Source organism: Streptomyces sp. NPDC046349, assembly GCF_055587885.1.
In genome coordinates this window covers 262,323-282,710 of record NZ_JBVJFK010000013.1, presented here as the reverse complement: position 1 = coordinate 282,710, position 20,388 = coordinate 262,323, and the positions used below count along the sequence as shown (strand labels likewise).

General features: G+C 71.1%; 13 protein-coding genes, 1 tRNA gene and 1 rRNA gene. 11 read left to right on the top strand and 4 right to left on the bottom strand.

Translation table 11 applies throughout. The features are described from left to right. Both rrf and ACZ6JS_RS28995 read left to right on the top strand, forming a co-directional pair. Positions 1 to 93, top strand: a 5S ribosomal RNA gene (rrf, locus tag ACZ6JS_RS29000); the annotation flags it as partial. Positions 94 to 98: 5 nt separating this feature from the next. Then, positions 99 to 174, top strand: a tRNA-Thr gene (locus tag ACZ6JS_RS28995). A gap of 49 nt (positions 175 to 223) precedes the next feature. Here ACZ6JS_RS28995 and ACZ6JS_RS28990 read toward each other — a convergent pair. Both ACZ6JS_RS28990 and ACZ6JS_RS28985 read right to left on the bottom strand, forming a co-directional pair. After that, positions 224 to 736, bottom strand: a complete 513-nt coding sequence (locus tag ACZ6JS_RS28990) for a DinB family protein (RefSeq protein ID WP_469302231.1) — start codon at positions 734 to 736, stop codon at positions 224 to 226. A gap of 42 nt (positions 737 to 778) precedes the next feature. Then, positions 779 to 3,364 carry a SpoIIE family protein phosphatase gene (locus ACZ6JS_RS28985; RefSeq protein ID WP_469302229.1) on the bottom strand — a complete coding sequence of 862 codons (2,586 nt, stop codon included), beginning with the start codon at positions 3,362 to 3,364 and terminating at the stop codon, positions 779 to 781. Between the two features lie 168 nt (positions 3,365 to 3,532). Here ACZ6JS_RS28985 and ACZ6JS_RS28980 point away from each other — a divergent pair, with 168 nt between their 5' ends. The 8 genes from ACZ6JS_RS28980 to ACZ6JS_RS28945 all read left to right on the top strand — a co-directional run bounded on the left by ACZ6JS_RS28980 (position 3,533) and on the right by ACZ6JS_RS28945 (position 17,364). Then, positions 3,533 to 9,055, top strand: coding sequence for a HAMP domain-containing protein (locus tag ACZ6JS_RS28980; protein ID WP_469302228.1), 5,523 nt, complete (start codon positions 3,533 to 3,535; stop codon positions 9,053 to 9,055). A gap of 274 nt (positions 9,056 to 9,329) precedes the next feature. After that, positions 9,330 to 10,013 (top strand): response regulator, encoded by a 684-nt coding sequence (locus ACZ6JS_RS28975; RefSeq protein ID WP_030962021.1) that lies wholly within the window; start codon positions 9,330 to 9,332, stop codon positions 10,011 to 10,013. Between the two features lie 115 nt (positions 10,014 to 10,128). Next, positions 10,129 to 12,915 (top strand): FtsK/SpoIIIE family DNA translocase, encoded by a 2,787-nt coding sequence (locus tag ACZ6JS_RS28970; RefSeq protein WP_469302226.1) that lies wholly within the window; start codon positions 10,129 to 10,131, stop codon positions 12,913 to 12,915. Between the two features lie 218 nt (positions 12,916 to 13,133). Further along, positions 13,134 to 14,030 (top strand): helix-turn-helix domain-containing protein, encoded by an 897-nt coding sequence (locus ACZ6JS_RS28965; protein WP_469302224.1) that lies wholly within the window; start codon positions 13,134 to 13,136, stop codon positions 14,028 to 14,030. A 125-nt stretch (positions 14,031 to 14,155) separates the two neighbouring features. Beyond that, on the top strand, positions 14,156 to 15,661 hold the full coding sequence (rimO, locus tag ACZ6JS_RS28960; RefSeq protein ID WP_469302223.1) for a 30S ribosomal protein S12 methylthiotransferase RimO: 1,506 nt from the start codon (positions 14,156 to 14,158) through the stop codon (positions 15,659 to 15,661). Beyond that, a complete protein-coding gene (gene pgsA, locus ACZ6JS_RS28955) occupies positions 15,658 to 16,314 on the top strand; it encodes a CDP-diacylglycerol--glycerol-3-phosphate 3-phosphatidyltransferase (RefSeq protein WP_469302221.1) in 657 nt (218 codons plus the stop codon). Before rimO ends, pgsA begins: the two co-directional genes overlap by 4 nt. 23 nt (positions 16,315 to 16,337) lie before the next feature. Continuing rightward, positions 16,338 to 16,877: a CinA family protein gene (locus ACZ6JS_RS28950; RefSeq protein WP_469302247.1), complete on the top strand. Its 540-nt coding sequence runs from the start codon at positions 16,338 to 16,340 to the stop codon at positions 16,875 to 16,877. A 109-nt stretch (positions 16,878 to 16,986) separates the two neighbouring features. Then, entirely contained in the window at positions 16,987 to 17,364 is a 378-nt protein-coding gene (locus tag ACZ6JS_RS28945; protein ID WP_030664971.1) for a helix-turn-helix domain-containing protein, read from the top strand. Positions 17,365 to 17,805: 441 nt separating this feature from the next. On the opposite strand, the gene ACZ6JS_RS28940 is transcribed toward ACZ6JS_RS28945, so the two are convergent. Together ACZ6JS_RS28940 and ACZ6JS_RS28935 are read right to left on the bottom strand one after the other, a co-directional pair. After that, on the bottom strand, positions 17,806 to 18,585 hold the full coding sequence (locus tag ACZ6JS_RS28940; protein ID WP_469302219.1) for an SDR family NAD(P)-dependent oxidoreductase: 780 nt from the start codon (positions 18,583 to 18,585) through the stop codon (positions 17,806 to 17,808). Positions 18,586 to 18,665: 80 nt separating this feature from the next. Further along, complete coding sequence (locus ACZ6JS_RS28935) at positions 18,666 to 19,460, bottom strand: Fpg/Nei family DNA glycosylase (protein WP_469302218.1); 795 nt, start codon at positions 19,458 to 19,460, stop codon at positions 18,666 to 18,668. A gap of 208 nt (positions 19,461 to 19,668) precedes the next feature. Here ACZ6JS_RS28935 and ACZ6JS_RS28930 point away from each other — a divergent pair, with 208 nt between their 5' ends. Continuing rightward, on the top strand, positions 19,669 to 20,376 hold the full coding sequence (locus ACZ6JS_RS28930; RefSeq protein WP_469302216.1) for an NADPH-dependent F420 reductase: 708 nt from the start codon (positions 19,669 to 19,671) through the stop codon (positions 20,374 to 20,376). Positions 20,377 to 20,388 lie beyond the last annotated feature (12 nt).

Sequence of the window (20,388 nt, the reverse complement as noted above, 5' to 3'; positions counted from 1 at the left end):
ACGCCCGGTTACATTCCGAACCCGGAAGCTAAGCCTTTCAGCGCCGATGGTACTGCAGGGGGGACCCTGTGGGAGAGTAGGACGCCGCCGAACAACCCGCCCTTTTAGCTCAGTCGGTAGAGCGTCTCCATGGTAAGGAGAAGGTCAACGGTTCGATTCCGTTAAAGGGCTCCAAACAGAAAGGCCCCCGCCATCAGGCGGGGGCCTTTTTGCGTTGACGGGATCAGAAATAGCCCCTCTCGCCGTCCACCAGCTCGCGGATCGCGTCCAGATGGCCGGCGTGGCGGGCGGTCTCCTCGATCATGTGGAGCATGACCCAGCGCACCGAGGCGGCGCCCGCCTTGAACTCCGTGTTGCGGCCCGTGTCGTCCAAGGAGAGCGACGACAGGATCTCGTTCGACACCGCGCACTGGCGGTCGTACTCCTCCAAAAGCCGGCGGAGGGGGACTCCGTCCACCTGCATGTCCGCGTCCTCCACATCCCCGAACTGCGGGTTGATGTCGGAGGGCCGGTCCAGCAGCATCACCTCGAACCAGCAGTGCTCGACCCAGCGCATGTGGGAGACGAGCCCCGCCGCCGTCATCAGCGGGGAAGACGGCAGGACGGGGCGGTGGGCGTCCTCGTCCGAGAGGCCCTCGCACTTCCAATGGATGATCGAGCGGTGCATGTCGAGCCAGCCCAGGAGCTGGGTACGTTCATCGGCGGTGTAATCAGGGCGTGTGCGAGGAGTCGGCATGGGCGCCGAGGCTAGCCCACACCGTCACCGGGCGCACCGCGATTAATCGCCCGCCCGCGGGTGGGGCACGCGGAAGGCGAGGATCGCCATGTCGTCCGAGGCGGGCTCGGCCGCGAACCGCTCCACCGCGCGCAGCACACGGGAGGCGACCGCGCCGGCGGTGAGCCCCGTGCAGGTCGTGAGGACCTCCGTGAGGCCGTCATCGCCGAGCATCCGGCTGCCCTCACGCCGCTCGGTGACACCATCCGTGACGCACAGCAGGACGTCGCCCGGGTCGAGGGTGAGGGTCTCCTCGTACAGGTCCAGGTCCTCGATCACACCCAGCAGCGGCTGCGGTTCCGCGGCCGCGTCCACCTCGCCGTTCGGGCGCAGGCGCAGCGGGAGCGGGTGGCCCGCGCAGACGACCTTCATCAGGGCGCCGCCGTCCGGCTGCGGATGGAGCTCGCCGTACAGGAGGGTCAGGAAGCGGCTGCGCGCCCCCTCGTCGAGGATGGCCGCGTTGAGACGTTCCAGGACCGCCGGCCCGCCGAGCCCCTCGCGGGCCAGCAGGCGCAGCGCGTGCCGGGCCAGACCGGTCACCGCAGCCGCCTCCGGGCCGGTGCCGCACACATCGCCGATCGCGAAGCCGTACACGCCGTCCCGGATCGGGAAGACGTCGTAGAAGTCGCCGCCCACCTCGTTGCCCTCGCCGGCCGCCCGATAGATGACCTCGACCTCCATGCCCGGGATGGCGGGGGAGCCCGGCGGCAGCAGACTGCGCTGCAGGGAACGGCTGATCGCGGTGCGCTCGGAGTAGAGGCGGGCGTTGTCCAGGGCGAGCGCGGCCCGGCGAGAGAGGTCCTCGGCGAGTTCCAGGATCTCCTGGCGGAAGTGCTCCTCCCGGGGCTTGCCCAGGGTGAGCATCCCGATGACGCGGTTGCGGGCGAGGAGGGGCAGGACCACCGTCTCACCGCCGACCGCCAGGGCGGCCTCGGGCCACGGGCGGGCGCCGGCCTCGCGGACCGGTTCGGGCGGGCTGACCCGCGACAGCAGGGCCTTCAGACCGTCGATGCGGTCCTCGTCCTCGTGGAGGACGTAACTGAGGTACGGGTCCGAGGACTGATCGGCAATGGTGTAGACGGCGCACCAGGTGGCGAGGGTCGGGACGGTCATCTGGGCCATGAGGGCCAGGGTCTGGTCCCGGTCCAGCGTGCCCGCCAGCAGGTCGGAGGCCTCGACGAGGAAGGAAAGGGAACCGCGGCGCAGCCGCTCCAGCTCCCCGAGGCGGGCCGACTCCACCGCCAAAGCGATGCGGTCGGCGGCGAACTGGAGGTGGAGCGCCTCCTCGTTCGAATAGCGGCCGGGACTCTCGGCGGCGACGCCCAGGGAGCCGGTGAGCCGGCCCTCGACCTTCAAGGGAACGGTGACCGCGGAGCGCATGCCGGTTGCGTCAAGGAGCGGGACCGCCCCGGGCACCGCGACGAGGTCGTCGTGGACGGCGGGCATGCGGGCGGAGCCGTAGCGGTTGGTGCCGGCCTCCACGGGGACACGGGCGAAGCGCTGGCGGGTGGACGGCAGGCCGGTGGTGGCGCGGACCTCCAGCTCGGTCTCGTCGTCGGTGGCGAGCAGCAGGAAGGCGGCGTCGGCGTCCAGGAGGTCGCGGGCCCGCTCGACGGTGCGCTGGAGAAGGCCGTCCAGGTCGTCGGGGGCGGGCGAGCCGATGAAGACCTCGAACGGGTCGGCGGCGCGGGGCTCGGCGAAATGGCCGCTGTCGGAGGAGGGCACCCGTACCGGGCTCTGGAGCAGGGCCCGCTCGTCGTCGTGGACGAGGAGGCAGACCGTGGACGGTTCGCCGTGGGCGTCGCGGACCCGCAGGTGCGACGCGTAGACGGGGATGACACGGCCGTCGGCTCCGCGGACGCCGTAGCTGCCCTCCCAGCGGGACAGCCGCAGCGCCTCGGCGATGCCGGTCCCGGTGCCCGGGGTCTGCGGCCAGGCTGCGAGCTCGGCGAGCGGGCGGCCCACCGCCTTCTCGGCGGGGTGGCCGAAGATGTGCTCGGCGTCCTCGTTCCAGGCGCAGACGGCGTCGGCCGAATCGACCTGGAGGACGGCGACGCGGACCCGGCTGTCGGCGAGGGGGAGCATCCGGTCGGGGACGACCGGGCCCGCCGAGCGGGTACCGACCGGCCGGTCTGGCAGGTCCAGGCGGAACCAGACGTGTTTGTGGGTGGCGGTGTACTCGACGCCCCACCGCGTGGCCAGGGCGGCGCAGAGCATCAGCCCGCGGCCGTTCTCGCGGTCGGGGTCGGCGTACGGGCGCTCGACGGGGTGCCGCAGCGGCAGCTCGCGCTCCGGGTAGCGGTCGGCGACCTCGACCCGCACACCGTCCTCGGTGCGCAGGCACAGGACCTCGGCCCTGGTTCCGGCGTGGACCACGGCGTTGGTGACGAGCTCGCTGGTGAGGACCACCGCGTCGTCGACGATGTCCGCGAAGCCCCAGCCCTGCAGGGTGTCGCGGACGAACGCGCGAGCGGCGGCGACCGAGCGCCCGAGGGGATCGAAGCTGGCAGCCGCCCGTGCCGTGATCACGAATCTCCTTCGACGCGGTTGGACATCGGTTGCCAGGTTACTTACCTTCGCGGACGGCATGGTGCCGTCGTCCGGGAATCCACTCGCAGGGTACGGCGGGTGTGCGATGGTGCCGAAGTGTTATGGCCGGGTTCGGCCAGGGTGAAACACTGGGCAGGCTTGTAGAGCCGGCTCGTGATGAGTCAGGTGTCCGGTGGAACAGCGGTCGACCCTTTCGGGAGGGACACGGTGGAGTCTGGCGCAGTGGTGCGGCGTACGGGGACGCGGCCGAAGGGCGGGCGGTCCCGGCGCGGCGGCACGACAGAGGTCGATACCGCCGCTCTGAACCGGCTGCTCACGGCCCTGGTGTCGATGCGGGACGGAAACTTCCGCAAGCGGCTGACGGTGTCCGGCGAAGGCGTGATGGCGGAGATCGCCGCCGTCTACAACGAGGTCGCCGACCGCAATCTCCACCTGACCGGGGAGCTGTCACGGGTCCGGCGGATGGTGGGCCGTGAGGGGAAGCTGAGCGAACGGCTGGAAACCGGTGCGTGCGAGGGCTCCTGGGCGGCCGCGATCGACGCCTCGAACCAGCTCGTCGACGATCTGGCCCGGCCGGTGTCCGAGGTGGGGAGGGTGCTGTCGGCGGTGGCCGAGGGCGACCTGGACCAGCGGATGGACCTGCGGACGCAGACCGCCGACGGGGCCGGGCATCCGCTGCGCGGCGAGTTCCTGAAGGTCGGCCGTACCGTCAACAACCTGGTCGACCAGCTGTCCGCGTTCACCGACGAGGTGACGCGCGTGGCGCTGGAGGTGGGTACCGAGGGCAAGCTGGGCGGTCAGGCCCAGGTGCGCGGAATGTCCGGTTCCTGGAAGGATCTGACCGACTCCGTCAACACGATGGCGTACCGGCTCACCGCGCAGGTGCGTGACATCGCTCTCGTCACGACGGCGGTGGCGAAGGGCGACCTGTCGCGCAAGGTCACCGTGCACGTGGCCGGCGAGATGCTGCAGCTGAAGAACACCGTGAACACCATGGTGGACCAGCTGTCCTCCTTCTCCTCCGAAGTGACGAGGGTCGCCCGCGAGGTGGGCACGGAGGGCGAGCTGGGCGGTCAGGCCAAGGTGCCCGGCGTCGCCGGCGTGTGGAAGGACCTGACCGACTCCGTCAACACCATGGCCGGGAATCTGACGGCCCAGGTGCGCGGGATCGCGCAGGTGACCACGGCGGTCGCCAACGGCGACCTGTCGCAGAAGGTGCGGGTCAGCGCGCGCGGCGAGGTCGCCCAGCTGGCCGAAACGATCAACCAGATGACGGAGACGCTGCGGACCTTCGCGGACGAGGTCACGCGCGTGGCCAGCGAGGTGGGCGCCAAGGGCCTGCTCGGCGGGCAGGCCCAAGTGCCGGGGGCCGCGGGGACCTGGAAGGACCTCACCGACTCGGTTAACACGGTCTTCCGCAACCTCACCACCCAAGTGCGGGACATCGCGCAGGTGACCACGGCGGTCGCCAGCGGCGACCTGTCCCAGAAGGTCACGGTCGACGTCGCCGGCGAGATGCTGGAACTGAAGAACACCGTCAACACGATGGTCGACCAACTCCAGTCCTTCGGTGCGGAAGTGACCCGGGTCGCCCGCGAGGTCGGCGTCGAGGGCGAGCTGGGCGGGCAGGCGCAGGTGCCGGGGGCGGCGGGGACGTGGAAGGACCTCACCGACTCGGTGAACACCGCCTTCCGCAACCTCACCGGGCAGGTCCGCAACATCGCCCAGGTGACCACGGCGGTGGCCAACGGCGACCTGTCGCAGAAGGTCACGGTGGACGTCTCCGGCGAGATGCTCCAGCTGAAGAACACCGTGAACACCATGGTCGACCAGCTCTCGTCCTTCGCCGACCAGGTCACGCGGATGGCGCGGGACGTGGGTACGGAGGGCCGCCTCGGCGGCCAGGCCCGGGTGGAGGGGGTCTCCGGTACCTGGAAGGAGCTGACGGACTCCGTCAACTTCATGGCCGGGAACCTCACCTCGCAGGTGCGTCAGATCGCGCAGGTGACCACGGCGGTGGCGCGCGGCGACCTGTCGCAGAAGATCGACGTGGACGCCCGGGGCGAGATCCTCGAGCTGAAGAACACCATCAACACGATGGTCGACCAGCTCTCCGCCTTCGCCGAGCAGGTGACCCGGGTGGCCCGGGACGTGGGTACGGAGGGCCGCCTCGGCGGTCAGGCGCAGGTGCCGGGCGTGGCAGGCGTGTGGCGGGACCTGACGGACTCGGTGAACGGCATGGCCGGGAACCTGACCTCGCAGGTGCGCAACATCGCCCAGGTCGCCACGGCGGTGGCGCGCGGCGACCTGTCGCAGAAGATCGACGTGGACGCCCGCGGCGAGATCCTCGAGCTGAAGAACACCCTGAACACCATGGTCGACCAGCTCTCGAACTTCGCGGAGCAGGTGACCCGGGTGGCCCGGGAGGTGGGCACCGAGGGCATCCTCGGCGGTCAGGCCGAGGTCAAGGGTGTCTCCGGCACCTGGAAGGACCTCACCCAGTCCGTCAATTTCATGGCGAACAACCTGACCTCGCAGGTCCGCAACATCGCCGAGGTGACGACGGCGGTCGCCATGGGCGACCTCTCCAAGAAGATCACCGTCGACGCCAAGGGCGAGATCCTCGAACTCGTCACGACCGTCAACACGATGGTGGACCAGCTGTCCTCGTTCGCGGAGCAGGTGACCCGGGTGGCCCGCGAGGTGGGCACCGAGGGCATCCTCGGCGGCCAGGCGCGGGTCCGCGGGGTCACCGGCATCTGGAAGGACCTCAGCGACAACGTCAACACGATGGCGGGGAACCTGACGGCCCAGGTCCGCGGGATCGCCCAGGTCTCGGCGGCCGTCGCCAACGGCGACCTGACCAAGAAGGTCACGGTCGAGGCGCGCGGCGAGGTCGCCCAGCTCGCCGACACCGTCAACACGATGGTGAAGACCCTGTCGTCGTTCGCCGACGAGGTGACGCGGGTGGCCCGCGAGGTGGGTACGGAGGGCCGCCTCGGCGGACAGGCCCACGTGCCGGGGGTCTCGGGTACGTGGAAGGACCTCACCGACTCGGTGAACTTCATGGCCTCCAACCTCACCGGTCAGGTGCGGCAGATCGCCATGGTCACGACCGCCATCGCCAAGGGCGACATGACCAAGAAGATCGACATCGACGCCCGGGGCGAGATCCTGGAGCTCAAGACCACCATCAACACGATGGTCGACCAGCTCTCCTCCTTCGCCGACCAGGTGACGAGGGTGGCCCGGGAGGTGGGCACCGAGGGCATCCTGGGCGGCCAGGCCCGGGTCCGGGACGTCGACGGCACCTGGCGGGACCTGACCGAGTCCGTGAACGAGATGGCCGGCAACCTCACCCGGCAGGTGCGCGCGATCGCGGCCGTGGCGACCGCGGTGACCCGCGGTGACCTCAGCCTGAAGGTCGACGTGGACGCGGCGGGCGAGATCCAGGTCCTCCAGGACAACATCAACACGATGATCGTCAACCTGCGCGACACCACCTTGGCCAACAAGGAGCAGGACTGGCTCAAGGGCAACCTGGCCCGCATCTCCGCGCTGATGCAGGGCCGCCGCGACCTCGACGACGTCGCCTCGCTGATCATGAGCGAGCTGACGCCGGTGGTCTCCGCGCAGCACGGAGCCTTCTTCCTGGCGGTGCCGGCCGGCGGCACCACCGAGATCGGTACGGAGGGCGGCGCGGACGGCTCGTACGAGCTGCGGATGCGCGGCAGCTACGCGTACGCGGGCGGGCAGATGCCCATCTCCTTCAGGCCGGGTGAGGGGCTGATCGGAGCGGTCGCCGAGGAGAAGCGGACGATCCTCGTCGAGAACACCCCGCCCGGCTACCTGAAGATCTCCTCGGGCCTCGGCGAGGCGCCGCCGGCGCACGTGATCGTGCTGCCGGTGCTCTTCGAGGGGAAGGTGCTCGGCGTCATCGAGCTGGCCTCCTTCACGCCCTTCACGCAGATCCAGAAGGACTTCCTCAGCCAGATCGCCGAGATGATCGGTACGAGCGTCAACACCATCAGCGTCAACTCCAAGACGGAGATGCTGCTGAAGCAGTCGCAGGAGATGACCGAGCAGCTGCGCGAGCGCTCCGACGAGCTGGAGAACCGCCAGAAGGCCCTCCAGGCCGCCAACGCGGAGCTGGAGGAGAAGGCCGAACTGCTGGCCCAGCAGAACCGGGACATCGAGGTGAAGAACACCGAGATCGAGGAGGCCCGGCAGGTCCTGGAGGAGCGCGCCGAGCAGCTCGCGGTCTCGATGCGCTACAAGTCCGAGTTCCTGGCGAACATGTCCCACGAGCTGCGCACCCCGCTCAACTCGCTGCTGATCCTCGCCAAGCTGCTCGCCGACAACGCGGACGAGAACCTCTCGCCGAAGCAGGTGGAGTTCGCCGAGACCATCCACGGCGCAGGCTCGGACCTGCTCCAGCTGATCAACGACATCCTCGACCTGTCGAAGGTCGAGGCCGGGAAGATGGACGTCTCGCCGACCCGGATCGCGCTGGTCCAGCTCGTGGACTATGTGGAAGCGACCTTCCGGCCGCTCACGGCCGAGAAGGGCCTCGACTTCTCGGTCCGGGTCTCCCCGGAGCTGCCTGCGACCCTGCACACCGATGAGCAGCGGCTGCTCCAGGTGCTGCGCAACCTGCTGTCGAACGCGGTCAAGTTCACCGACACCGGCGCGGTGGAGCTGGTGATCCGGCCCGCCGGGGCCGATGTGCCCACCGAGATCCGCGAGCAGCTGCTGGAGGCCGGTTCGCTGCGGGAGGCGGACGCGGACCTGATCGCCTTCTCGGTCACCGACACCGGCATCGGGATCGCGGCGAGCAAGATGCTGGTGATCTTCGAGGCCTTCAAGCAGGCGGACGGGACCACGAGCCGCAAGTACGGCGGCACCGGCCTGGGGCTGTCCATCAGCCGGGAGATCGCCCGGCTGCTGGGCGGTGAGATCCACGCGGCGAGCGAGCCGGGCCGCGGCTCCACCTTCACGCTGTACCTGCCGCTGCACCCGAGCGAGCTGCCGCCGCAGGGATACGCGCCGCCCACGCCCGGAGGCGCCCGCGGCGAGCTGTACCGGCGGTCCCTCGACGGGGCGCAGCCCGGTCTTCCGGTGCTGTCGGCAGGGTCCGCGGCCGAGCCGGCGGCGCAGTCCCAGCCCGTGCGGTCCGCGTCGCCGGAGGCCGGAGCGGGACGGGGCGGGGCCGCGCTGTTCCGTCGGCGCCGCAAGGCGCTGAGCGACCTGGAGCCGCGTACCGCGGTGCCGGGGCAGCCGGACGCGGCGGGTGCGGAGGATGCCCGGGACGCTGCGGAGGGGGAGCTTCCGGCGGTGGCGCGGACCTACGACTTCCGCGGCGAGCGGGTGCTCATCGTGGACGACGACGTCCGCAACGTCTTCGCGCTCACCTCCGTGCTGGAACAGCACGGACTGGCGGTGCTGTACGCGGAGAACGGGCGCGAGGGCATCGAGGTCCTGGAGCAGCACGACGACGTGAAGGTCGTGCTGATGGACATCATGATGCCCGAGATGGACGGGTACGCCACGACCTCGGCGATCCGGCGGATGCCGCAGTTCGCCGGCCTGCCGATCATCGCGCTCACGGCCAAGGCGATGAAGGGGGACCGGGAGAAGGCGATCGACTCCGGCGCTTCCGACTACGTCACCAAGCCGGTCGACCCTGACTACCTGTTGTCGGTCATGGAGCAGTGGATGCGGGGCAAGTGACGGGAGGGAGAGCGGAGGGAGCCGGACCGCTGACACACTGTGGCCGTAGCGGTGTGGACGGGCGGTAAACGGGGAACCTTCTGCTCTCCCGCCGCGTTTCTGCTTCGTGCACAGTGACATCTTGGTGACAGGGTGTGGCGATCTCGGGACTGGGGCTACGATGACCGGCACAAGGACGGACGGCGCACGGGTGTCGTCCTCTGGGGCGGGGCCCGGCGTACAGGCCGGTGCCAGGAGCCGGGGAGGCCCCGTGCCGGGGCGAGGAGGACAGGGCATGGTGCAGAAGGCCAAGATCCTCCTGGTCGACGACCGGCCGGAGAATCTGCTGGCGTTGGAGGCCATCCTCTCCGCGCTCGATCAGACACTGGTTCGGGCGTCGTCGGGGGAGGAGGCGCTCAAAGCGCTGCTCACGGACGATTTCGCAGTCATCCTGCTGGATGTCCAGATGCCCGGTATGGATGGCTTCGAGACGGCCGCGCACATCAAGCGGCGGGAACGGACCCGGGACATCCCCATCATCTTCCTCACCGCGATCAACCACGGTCCGCACCACACCTTCCGCGGTTACGCGGCGGGTGCGGTCGACTACATCTCCAAGCCGTTCGATCCGTGGGTGCTGCGGGCGAAGGTCTCCGTCTTCGTGGAGCTGTACACGAAGAACTGCCAACTGCGGGAGCAGGCGGCCCTGCTGAGGCTGCAGCTGGAGGGCGGCGGCTCCAACGGCGTGGACGCCGGCAAGGAGACGGCGGGCCTGCTGGCCGAGCTCTCCGCGCGGCTCGCGGCGGTCGAGGAGCAGGCCGAGGCGCTGACCAAGCAGCTCGGCGAGGATGCCGCCGATGCCGGGGTCGTGGCGACCGCGGCGCATCTGGAACGCAAACTCACCGGACTGCGGCGGGCACTCGACGCGCTGGAGCCCGGGAGCGCCGGAGGCGCTCCGGCGCTGCCCTCACAGAACTGACCTCGCCGACGTCCGGCTTGGCGGAGCGTCAAAGTACCTGCCCCGGCGACGACACGAACGGGTGAAGGGGTGGGCACGCGTGTCCACCGGCGCGCGCACCGGTAACCTCGGGCCCATGGCCTCAAGTACGTCCGGCAAGGGTTCCCCGAGCGCTGCGGGCACCGCGAAGGGCCGCACCGGCCGTACGGCGGCGCCCGCCAAGAAGGCGGCCCCTGCACGCAAGCCCCCGGCGAAGAAGGCCGCGGCCGCCAAGCGCGCCCCGGCGAAGAAGGCGGCGGCCAAGCCCGTGCCGTCCCCGACGAGCGGGGTGCTGCGACTGGTGCGGGCCCTGTGGCTGGGTTGCGCGCACGCGGTCGGCGCGGTCTTCCGGGGTATCGGCCAGGGGGCCAGGAACCTCGACCCCGCCCATCGCAAGGACGGCGTCGCGCTGCTGCTCCTGGCTCTCGCGCTGATCGTCGCGGCCGGTACCTGGTCGAATCTGAGCGGTCCGGTCGGGGACCTGGTGACCATGCTGATCACCGGTCTCTTCGGACGCCTGGACCTGCTGGTGCCGATACTGCTCGGCGTCATGGCGGTACGTTTCATCCGCCACCCCGAACAGGCCGACGCCAACGGACGTATCGGCATCGGGCTGTCCGCCCTGGTCATCGGCGTCCTCGGCCTGGTCCACATCGCCTGCGGAGCGCCCGGCCGCGACGAGGGCACCACCGCCATGCAGAACGCCGGCGGGCTCATCGGCTGGGGCGCATCCAAGCCGCTGATCTTCACCATGGGCGCGCCGTTGGCCGTGCCCATGCTGGTACTGCTGACGATCTTCGGGCTGCTCGTGGTCACCGCGACCCCGGTCAACGCGATCCCGCAGCGGCTGCGCCGGCTCGGTATCCGACTCGGGATCATCGCCCCCAACGAGTACGACGAGGGATACGGAGAGCCCGAGGTCGGCCCCGCCGTCCGGCACGACCCGGAGCAGTGGAGGGCCCGCTCGGGGGCCGGCGCAGGCCCCGGCGACCCTGCGGACGCCGCCGAGGAAGCGGCCCTCGCCCGGCGGCGCCGGCCGCGCCGGACCGCCGCCCTGCCGGCGGTCGACCGGGAGATGGACGCCGTCGACGTGGCCGCGGCGGCCGCCGCCGCGCTGGACGGGGCCGTCTACGGCGGAATGCCGCCGTCCCCGCTCGTCGCCGACCTCACGCAGGGGATCGCCGCCGAGCGGGAGGGCAGGGAGGCCACCACTCCGGTGCCGACCGCCCGCGGCGGGCGGTCCGCCGCGCCCGCGGTCGCCGCGCCCGCGGCCGGCCCGGAGCCCGCCGAGCAGCCGCACGCCACCACCGCCGCGGCCTCCGGGACGCTGGCGGTGCCCGACCTGACCAAGGCCCCACCTGAGGCCCAGCCGCTGCCGCCGCGCGCGGAGCAGCTCCAGCTGCGCGGGGACATCACGTACTCCCTGCCCTCGCTGGAGCTGCTGGAGAAGGGCGGGCCCGGCAAGACCCGCAGCGCCGCCAACGACGCCGTGGTCGCATCCCTGCGCAACGTGTTCACCGAGTTCAAGGTGGACGCCGACGTCACCGGATTCACCCGGGGACCGACGGTCACCCGCTACGAGGTCACACTCGGCGCGGCCGTCAAGGTCGAGCGGATCACGGCCCTGACCAAGAACATCGCCTACGCCGTGGCCAGCCCTGACGTCCGGATCATCAGCCCGATCCCGGGCAAGTCCGCTGTCGGCATCGAGATCCCCAACACCGACCGCGAGATGGTCAACCTGGGCGACGTCCTGCGCCTCGCGGACGCGGCCGAGGACGACCACCCGATGCTGGTCGCGCTCGGCAAGGACGTCGAGGGCGGCTACGTCATGGCGAATCTCGCCAAGATGCCGCACGTGCTCGTCGCCGGAGCCACCGGCTCCGGCAAGTCCTCCTGCATCAACTGCCTGATCACCTCGATCATGGTCCGGGCCACCCCGGAGGACGTCCGGATGGTCCTCGTCGACCCCAAGCGGGTCGAGCTGACTGCGTACGAGGGCATCCCGCACCTGATCACGCCGATCATCACCAACCCCAAGCGGGCCGCCGAGGCGCTCCAGTGGGTCGTGCGCGAGATGGACCTGCGCTACGACGACCTGGCCGCCTTCGGATACCGCCACATCGACGACTTCAACCGGGCCATCCGGGACGGGAAGATCAAACTCCCGCCGGGCAGCGAGCGGGAGCTCAGCCCCTACCCGTACCTGCTGGTGATCGTCGACGAGCTGGCCGACCTGATGATGGTGGCCCCGCGCGACGTCGAGGACTCGATCGTCCGCATCACCCAGCTGGCCCGCGCCGCCGGCATCCACCTGGTGCTCGCCACCCAGCGGCCCTCGGTGGACGTGGTCACCGGACTGATCAAGGCGAACGTGCCCTCGCGTCTCGCCTTCGCCACGTCCTCCCTCGCCGACAGCCGGGTCATCCTCGACCAGCCCGGCGCCGAGAAGCTCATCGGCAAGGGTGACGGGCTGTTCCTGCCGATGGGCGCGAACAAGCCCGTCCGCCTCCAGGGCGCCTTCGTCACCGAGGACGAGATCGCCGGGATCGTCCAGCACTGCAAGGACCAGATGGCGCCGGTCTTCCGGGACGACGTCACCGTGGGGCAGAAGCAGAAGAAGGAGATCGACGAGGACATCGGCGACGACCTGGACCTGCTGTGCCAGGCGGCGGAACTCGTCGTCACCACCCAGTTCGGCTCCACCTCGATGCTCCAGCGCAAGCTGCGGGTGGGCTTCGCGAAGGCCGGCCGGCTCATGGACCTCATGGAGTCGCGGGGCATCGTGGGCCCGAGCGAGGGTTCGAAGGCGCGCGACGTCCTGCTGAAGGCCGACGAGCTGGACGGGGTACTCGCGGTCATCCGCGGCGAGACGCATTCGTAGTGAAATCGCGGGCAACCGTTTCCCTTGGGGCCGCGTCAAGTTGAACGGAGGGGCGGCGCCGCGCACGACTCGCGTACGGCGTCGGGCCGCCACGCCGAAGGGGACCTCCCGTCGCCATTCGTATGGCGTAGGAAGGGCACCCTCCGGTTGCTCCACCCTTTCGTCACCCCCCTAGACTGGACCTCCAGCAGGTGGCTACACGCTCGAAAGGCGCCCTTGTGTCCATCGGCAACTCCAACTCCCCCGAAGAAGAGCGGCCTTCGACCGACGACCGGTCCGAGGACCGTCTCGTCGAACGCTCCGTCGAAGAGCCGTCCATCGGGACGGCCCTCAAGAAGGCCCGGATCGCCGCCGGGCTCACAGTCGACGAGGTCAGTTCCATCACCCGCGTGCGCATCCCGATCGTGCACGCGATCGAGGAGGACGACTTCACGCGGTGCGGCGGCGACGTCTACGCCCGCGGTCACATCCGTACGCTCGCCCGCGCCGTGCACCTCGACCCGGCACCCCTGGTCGAGAGCTACGACGCGGCCCACGGCGGCCGGCCGGCACCCACCCCCGCCGCGCCGATGTTCGACGCCGAGCGGATCCGCCCCGAGCGGCAGCGGCCCAACTGGACCGCGGCCATGGTCGCCGCCATCGTCGCCGTGATCGGCTTCGTGGGCTTCACCGCCTTCAGCGGCGACGCCGAGAAGGAAAAGCGCCCGGTGGCGGAGGGATCCGCCTCCCCCAAGCCCGCACCCAAGCAGTCCGGCGGCAAGCCGGCCGCGCAGCCCTCGCAGGTTCCGCCGGCCGCAAAGCCGGAGCCCTCCGACAGCGCCATCGCCGCCGCCCCCAAGGATCTCGTCACCGTCGTCCTGACGGCCGACACCGGCGAGAGCTGGATCTCCGCGAAGGACTCCACGGGCCGGCTCCTCTTCGACGGAACCCTCGCCCAGGGCGAGTCGAAGACCTTCACGGACAAGGAGTCCGTCGACCTCGTACTCGGCGACGCCGGGGTCGTGAAGCTCTTCGTGAACGGCAAGGAGATCAAGGACGACTTCCAGCCGGGTCAGGTGGAACGTCTCACATACACCAAGGAGGACCCCTCCCAGGGCCAGCCGCAGGCGGGCTGACCCGAGGGGCCGCCCCAGGGCGGAAGGCGTGAACCAAGATCCCCGGGGTGCTGCGCACCCCGGGGATCTTGGTGTGCGGGGACGTGCGGCTGGGACCCGCGCCGGGACGAAGTAGTCTTGAGTCCATGCCCGAACGCCGTACCGTCGCCCTTGTCACTCTTGGCTGCGCCCGTAACGAGGTGGACTCGGAGGAGCTCGCAGGCCGCTTGGCGGCGGATGGCTGGGAGCTCGTCGAGGACGCCGCCGATGCGGACGTAGCCGTCGTCAACACCTGCGGCTTCGTCGAAGCCGCCAAGAAGGACTCCGTAGACGCCCTGCTGGAAGCCAACGATCTCAAGGATCACGGCAGGACCCAGGCCGTCGTCGCCGTCGGCTGCATGGCCGAGCGCTACGGCAAGGAGCTCGCCGAGGCCCTTCCCGAGGCCGACGGGGTCCTCGGGTTCGACGACTACGCCGACATCTCCAACCGCCTCCAGCTCATCCTGAGCGGCGGCAGTGTCGAAGCCCACACCCCGCGCGACCGCCGCCAGCTGCTGCCGATCAGCCCCGCAGCGCGCCAGGCCGCCGACGTCGCCCTCCCCGGGCACGCCCAGGCGCCCGCCGAGGAGCCCGCAGAGGCCCCCGCAGACCTGCCCGAAGGTGTCGCGCCCGCCTCCGGCCCGCGCGCCCCGCTGCGCCGTCGCCTGGACAAGAGCCCGGTGGCCTCGGTCAAGCTGGCCTCCGGCTGCGACCGGCGCTGCTCCTTCTGCGCCATCCCGTCCTTCCGCGGGTCCTTCATCTCCCGCCGCCCCGCCGACGTGCTGGGCGAGACCCGCTGGCTCGCCGAGCAGGGCGTCAAGGAGATCATGCTGGTCTCCGAGAACAACACCTCGTACGGCAAGGACCTCGGCGACATCCGCCTGCTGGAGACCCTGCTGCCCGAGCTCGCCGCCGTCGACGGCATCGAGCGCGTCCGGGTCAGCTACCTCCAGCCCGCCGAGATGCGCCCGGGCCTGATCGACGTGCTGACCTCGACCCCCAAGGTCGTTCCGTACTTCGACCTGTCCTTCCAGCACTCCGCCCCCGACGTGCTGCGCGCCATGCGCCGCTTCGGTGACACCGACCGCTTCCTGGAGCTGCTGGACACCATCCGCTCCAAGGCCCCGCAGGCCGGTGTCCGCTCCAACTTCATCGTCGGCTTCCCCGGCGAGACGGAAGCCGACTTCGCCGAGCTGGAGCGTTTCCTCACCCACGCCCGCCTCGACGCGATCGGCGTCTTCGGCTACTCCGACGAGGACGGCACCGAGGCCGTCACCTACGAGAACAAGCTGGACGAGGACACGATCGCCGAGCGCCTGGCGCACATGCAGCGGCTCGCCGAGGAGCTCACCGCCCAGCGTGCGGAAGAGCGGATCGGGGAGACCCTGGAAGTGCTGGTGGAGACGGTCGTCCCGTTCGACGAGGCCGAGGACGGCGAGGGCGCCTACGGGCGCGCCGCGCACCAGGCCCCCGAAACCGACGGCCAGGTCGTCTTCACCGACGGCACGGGCCTGGTCCCGGGGCGTATCGTCACGGCGAAGGTCGTCGGCACCCTGGGAGTGGACCTGGTGGCGGAGCCCCTGGACCTGGACTTCGAGGAGGCGGCCGGATGACCGGTGTCCCGGCATCTGCGGCGGGCGGGACCGGCCGCCGGCCCGTACCCGGCGCGAAGCTGGGGGCCGCGGCGGTCAATCAGGCCAGCCTGTGGAACATCGCCAACATCCTGACGATGATCCGGCTCGTGCTGGTGCCGGGATTCGTCCTGCTGCTCCTCGCCGACGGCGGCTACGACCCGGCCTGGCGGGCCTGGGCCTGGGCGGCGTTCGCCGTCGCCATGATCACGGACATCTTTGACGGGCACCTGGCCCGGACGTACAACCTGGTCACGGACTTCGGCAAGATCGCCGACCCCATCGCCGACAAGGCGATCATGGGGTCGGCGCTGATCTGCCTCTCCTGGCTGGGCGACCTCCCGTGGTGGGTGACCGGGGTGATCCTCGGACGGGAGCTCGGGATCACGCTGCTGCGCTTCTGGGTCATCCGGTACGGCGTGATCCCGGCCAGCCGCGGCGGCAAGCTGAAGACACTGGCCCAGGGCACGGCCGTGGGCATGTACGTCCTCGCGCTGACCGGTGCGCTGGCGACGATGCGCTTCTGGGTGATGGCCGTCGCGGTCGTGCTGACCGTCGTCACCGGTTTGGACTACATCCGCCAGGCGATCGTGCTCCGGCGCCAGGGTCTCGCCGCGGAGCGGGCCGCGCGGTGACCAGTGAGGCGGGGGAGTCTCCGGTGGCGCAGGGGCGCTCCGGAGCGAGCGGGGGGCGCGCGCCCGCCGCGTATGCGCTCCAGCTCCTCGCGGAGAGTGACCAGACGGTCGCCGTTGCGGAATCCCTGACCGGCGGCATGGTCGCTGCGGAGTTCACGGCCGTGGCCGGCGCCTCTCGGTCGTTCCGCGGCTCGGTCACGGCGTACGCGACGGAGATCAAGCACCGGGTCCTGGGAGTGGACGCGGACCTGCTGGCAGCCGAAGGCGCGGTGAACGCGCAGGTCGCGGCTGAGATGGCGGCCGGTGTGCGGCGGGTGATGGGCGCGTCGTGGGGGATCGCGACGACCGGGGTGGCCGGCCCCGACCCGCAGGACGGGCAGCCGGTGGGCACGGTTTTCGTCGCCGTGGACGGTCCGGGGGCCAGGAAAACGGTCCGTCTGAGGTTGAACGGCTCCCGCGCGGAAATCCGTAGGGAGAGTGCACGGACAGTGCTCGAGCTTCTCGCGGACGAACTCCGTGAGAATGCGCGGGGGCAGGATACGGAACAGAACGGGGGGATTTGATGTTTGCAGCCCTGAGTGAACACGACATCGCTCCCCGCACGGCCGCGGCGCGAGGCGGTACGGTGGGGCGTGAAGGATGCGGCTACACGGTCAGAGGAGGGAGCCACCGATGATTCTGCTCCGTCGCCTGCTGGGTGACGTGCTGCGTCGGCAGCGCCAGCGCCAGGGCCGTACTCTGCGCGAAGTCTCCTCGTCGGCCCGAGTTTCGCTCGGCTATCTCTCCGAGGTGGAGCGGGGGCAGAAGGAGGCATCCTCCGAGCTGCTCTCCGCGATCTGCGACGCGTTGGACGTACGGATGTCCGAGCTGATGCGCGAAGTCAGTGATGAACTGTCGCTCGCTGAGCTGGCACAGTCGGCCGCGGCAAGCGAACCGGTCACCGTACCGGTCCGCCCGATGCTCAATTCGGTCTCGATGGCTTCGGTCGCCGGTCCGGAAAGGGTGACCATCAAGGCGCCTGCGGAAGCGGTGAATGTAGTAGCCGCGTGAGCGAGCACGTGCGTGTTTGAGCTTGGCCGGAGCCCCGGCCGGTGCGTGGAGCACCGGCCGGGGCTCCCGGCCGTTCTGGGTGCGGGCGCGAGGGGTGTGCGAGACGATGGGGCCGTCCGGGTCCCGGCCCCCTGGAGGTGGCAGTGCGGACGTCGCTGCGCATACCCGCGGTGTCGCGCCCGCACGTGGTGGCGGCCCTCGCGCTGACGGTGGGGGCCCTGTGGTGGTGGGCCGTGCTGCGCCTGGTGCTGGCGCCCGCGGAGTCCGGGGCCGTGGAGGGCGCCGTGGCGGTGGGCGGCTGGGGTCTGGGTCTGCTGCCGGTCCACTGCGTACCGGCGCCTCTGCGCAGGACCCGGCGGCGGGCCGGCCGGGGCGCCCGGGGCGGCGGCGACGGGGATCCCGGGGGTGACGGCTACGGAGTGGCCGCGGTGGTGGGCACGCCTACCAGGGCATCGACACCCCACCGTTCGGACGCAGGATCTGGCCCGTCATGAAGGACGAGGCGTCCGAGGCGAGGTAGAGGACTGCCTGGGCGATGTCCTGGGGCTCGCCGACCCGGCGCAGCGGGGACATGCGGACCATGGCCGCCTCGGTCAGCTTCCGGGCCTGCGGGCTGCGGCGGCCCGTCATGGGAGTGCGGATCCAGCCGGGCGCGACCGCGTTGACCCGTATGCCGTGCGGGCCGGTCTCGGTGGCGAGGGTCTTCGTGAGCTGGACGACGGCGGCCTTGGCGGCGCTGTAGCAGAGCAGGCCGGGCTGGGCGGCGTCCACGGCGCCGGAGGCCATGGTGACGATCGATCCGGGGCGGCCCGCCGCGATCATGGCGCGGGCGGCCTCCTGGCAGGTGCGCAGGACTCCCTTGAAATTGACGTCCATGACGCGGTCGAGGTCTTCGTCGGCTGTCTCCAGGACGCTGCTGGTGTGCATGATCCCGGCGATGGCGGCGGCGATGTCGAGCGGGCCCGCCGCACTCACGGCCGCCCGGATCGAGGCCCGGTCGGTGACGTCGAGGGGCCGGACGGTGGTGACGCCGCCGGCTTCGGCGGCCAGGGCGGCCGTCTCGGCCAGTCCCTGTTCGTCACGGTCGGCGCAGTGCACGTGGGCGCCGGCCGCGGCGAGGAGCACTGCGGTGGCGCGGCCGATGCCGCTGGCGGCTCCGGTGACCAGGGCGGTGCGGCCGGTGAGGTCGTAGGAGGCTGTGGGCGTGGGCGGTGTGGGCATGAGGGGACGGTACGACCGGATCTGACGGATCGTCAATCACTGCGTCCGCCGGCCGGACGAGGCGGGGGGTCAGGGGCGGGTCAGGGGGTGGGCCCCGGCTGGCAGCGGGGGCACCAGTAGGTGGGACGGCCGTCCTGGGGGGCCTCGCGGACGGGCGTGCCGCAGCGCAGGCAGGGCCGGCGGGCACGGCCGTAGACGAAGAGCTCCTGGCCGGGGCGGTGGATACCGGTGGTGTTGCGGTGCCCGGGCCGGTCGCCGGTGTTCGCGGACAGCAGGCGGTGGGCGGCGGCGGCGAGCCGCGGCAGGTTGGCCTCGGGGAGCTCGCCGACCGGAGTCCACGGGGTCACCTGGGCCAGGAAGCAGAGCTCGGCCTTGTAGATATTGCCGATCCCGGCGAGGTTGCGCTGGTCGAGCAGGGCCTCGCCGAGGGGCCGCTGCGGGGCGGCGAGGAGGTTGGCGGCGGCGCGGGCGGGATCCCAGTCCGGCCCGAGGAGGTCGGGGCCGAGATGCCCCACGGCGCGGTCCTCCTCGGCCGTGCGGATCAGCTCCAGGACGGGGAGGCGGTAGCCGACGGCGGTGTGCCCGGCCGTGCCCAGGACGCAGCGGATCTCGTGGGCGGGGCCGCCGCGCCACTTCTCGCCGGCGGCGAAGACGTGCCAGGCGCCGTCCATCCGGAGGTGGCTGTGCAGCGTGAGGCCGCCTTCGAAACGGGCGAGGAGGTGCTTGCCGCGCGGGGTGACGTCGAGGGTGACACGGCCGGTGAGGTCCGCCGTGGCGAAGCGGGGCACGCGCAGGTCGCTCCGGGTCAGTTCACGGCCTGCGAGGACCGCGTGCAGCCGGGTCGCCGCGCGCCGGATGCTGTCGCCTTCGGGCATGCCCCCATTGTCGCCCGGACGGGCCGCCGGCCGGGTGCGCGACGGCCCGTCCGGGCGACACTCCGGCCCGGGTGCGCGCCGGTTCCTGGGCCACCCCGGCGATCCGCTCCCGCCGGTCGGGGCCGTGTCGGCGGGTTCTGCGGGCTTTCCCGGTCCCGGTGGTCAGGCTCCTTCCGGGGGACGACACCATCAGGAACGGAGCACGACCATGAAGATCGCAGTCCTCGGAACCGGCGCGGGCGGCCGCGCGCACGCCGCAAAGCTTCTCAGCCTCGGGCACGACGTGTACGTCGGTACCCGCGACTCCCAGGTCACCCTGGGCCGGACGGAGCCGGACTTCATGGGCGTCGAACCCTTCGGCCAGTGGCTCGCCGACTACCCCGGCATCGAACTGCGCAACTTCGGCGACGCCGCCGCGGCCGCCGACTTCGTCATCAACGGGATCGACGGGGCCAGCGCGGTCGGCGTGCTCACCGGCATCGCCGGACAGCTGTCCGGCAAGACCCTGATGGACTACGCCGTCCCCTACGTCTACAACCCCGAGCAGGCCCACCCCTGGCCCACCCCGTGGGGGGTGATGCCCGCCCTGGACCCGGTCGACCACGACAGCCTGGGGGAGCGGATCCAGCGCGCGCTGCCGCGCGCCAAGGTGGTCAAGGCGGGCGTCACCCAGGAGCAGGAGACCGTGGTCGACCCGCGGGCCGTGGCGGGCGGCGACCACACCATGTTCATCGCGGGCGAGGACGCCGAGGCGAAGGCCGAGGTCGCCGAGCTGCTGCGGTCCTACGGCTGGCAGGACGTCCTCGACCTCGGGCCGCTGGTGAGCTCCCGCGGCATGGAGATGTACGCCCACATGCACAGCGCCATCCAGTTCGCGCTCGGCGGGGCCCGCTTCGGCGTGAAGGTGATGCGCTGATGTGCTGACGCA

Excerpts from the sequence above, each read along its gene's own strand:
- rimO (WP_469302223.1), top strand. The coding sequence starts at position 14,156 with ATGCCCGAACGCCGTACCGTCGCCCTTGTCACTCTTGGCTGCGCCCGT.
- ACZ6JS_RS28940 (WP_469302219.1), bottom strand. The coding sequence starts at position 18,585 with ATGCCCACACCGCCCACGCCCACAGCCTCCTACGACCTCACCGGCCGC.
- ACZ6JS_RS28930 (WP_469302216.1), top strand. The coding sequence starts at position 19,669 with ATGAAGATCGCAGTCCTCGGAACCGGCGCGGGCGGCCGCGCGCACGCC.
- pgsA (WP_469302221.1), top strand. The coding sequence starts at position 15,658 with ATGACCGGTGTCCCGGCATCTGCGGCGGGCGGGACCGGCCGCCGGCCC.
- ACZ6JS_RS28935 (WP_469302218.1), bottom strand. The coding sequence starts at position 19,460 with ATGCCCGAAGGCGACAGCATCCGGCGCGCGGCGACCCGGCTGCACGCG.
- ACZ6JS_RS28945 (WP_030664971.1), top strand. The coding sequence starts at position 16,987 with ATGATTCTGCTCCGTCGCCTGCTGGGTGACGTGCTGCGTCGGCAGCGC.
- ACZ6JS_RS28985 (WP_469302229.1), bottom strand. The coding sequence starts at position 3,364 with ATGCCGTCCGCGAAGGTAAGTAACCTGGCAACCGATGTCCAACCGCGT.
- ACZ6JS_RS28990 (WP_469302231.1), bottom strand. The coding sequence starts at position 736 with ATGCCGACTCCTCGCACACGCCCTGATTACACCGCCGATGAACGTACC.
- ACZ6JS_RS28970 (WP_469302226.1), top strand. The coding sequence starts at position 10,129 with ATGGCCTCAAGTACGTCCGGCAAGGGTTCCCCGAGCGCTGCGGGCACC.
- ACZ6JS_RS28975 (WP_030962021.1), top strand. The coding sequence starts at position 9,330 with ATGGTGCAGAAGGCCAAGATCCTCCTGGTCGACGACCGGCCGGAGAAT.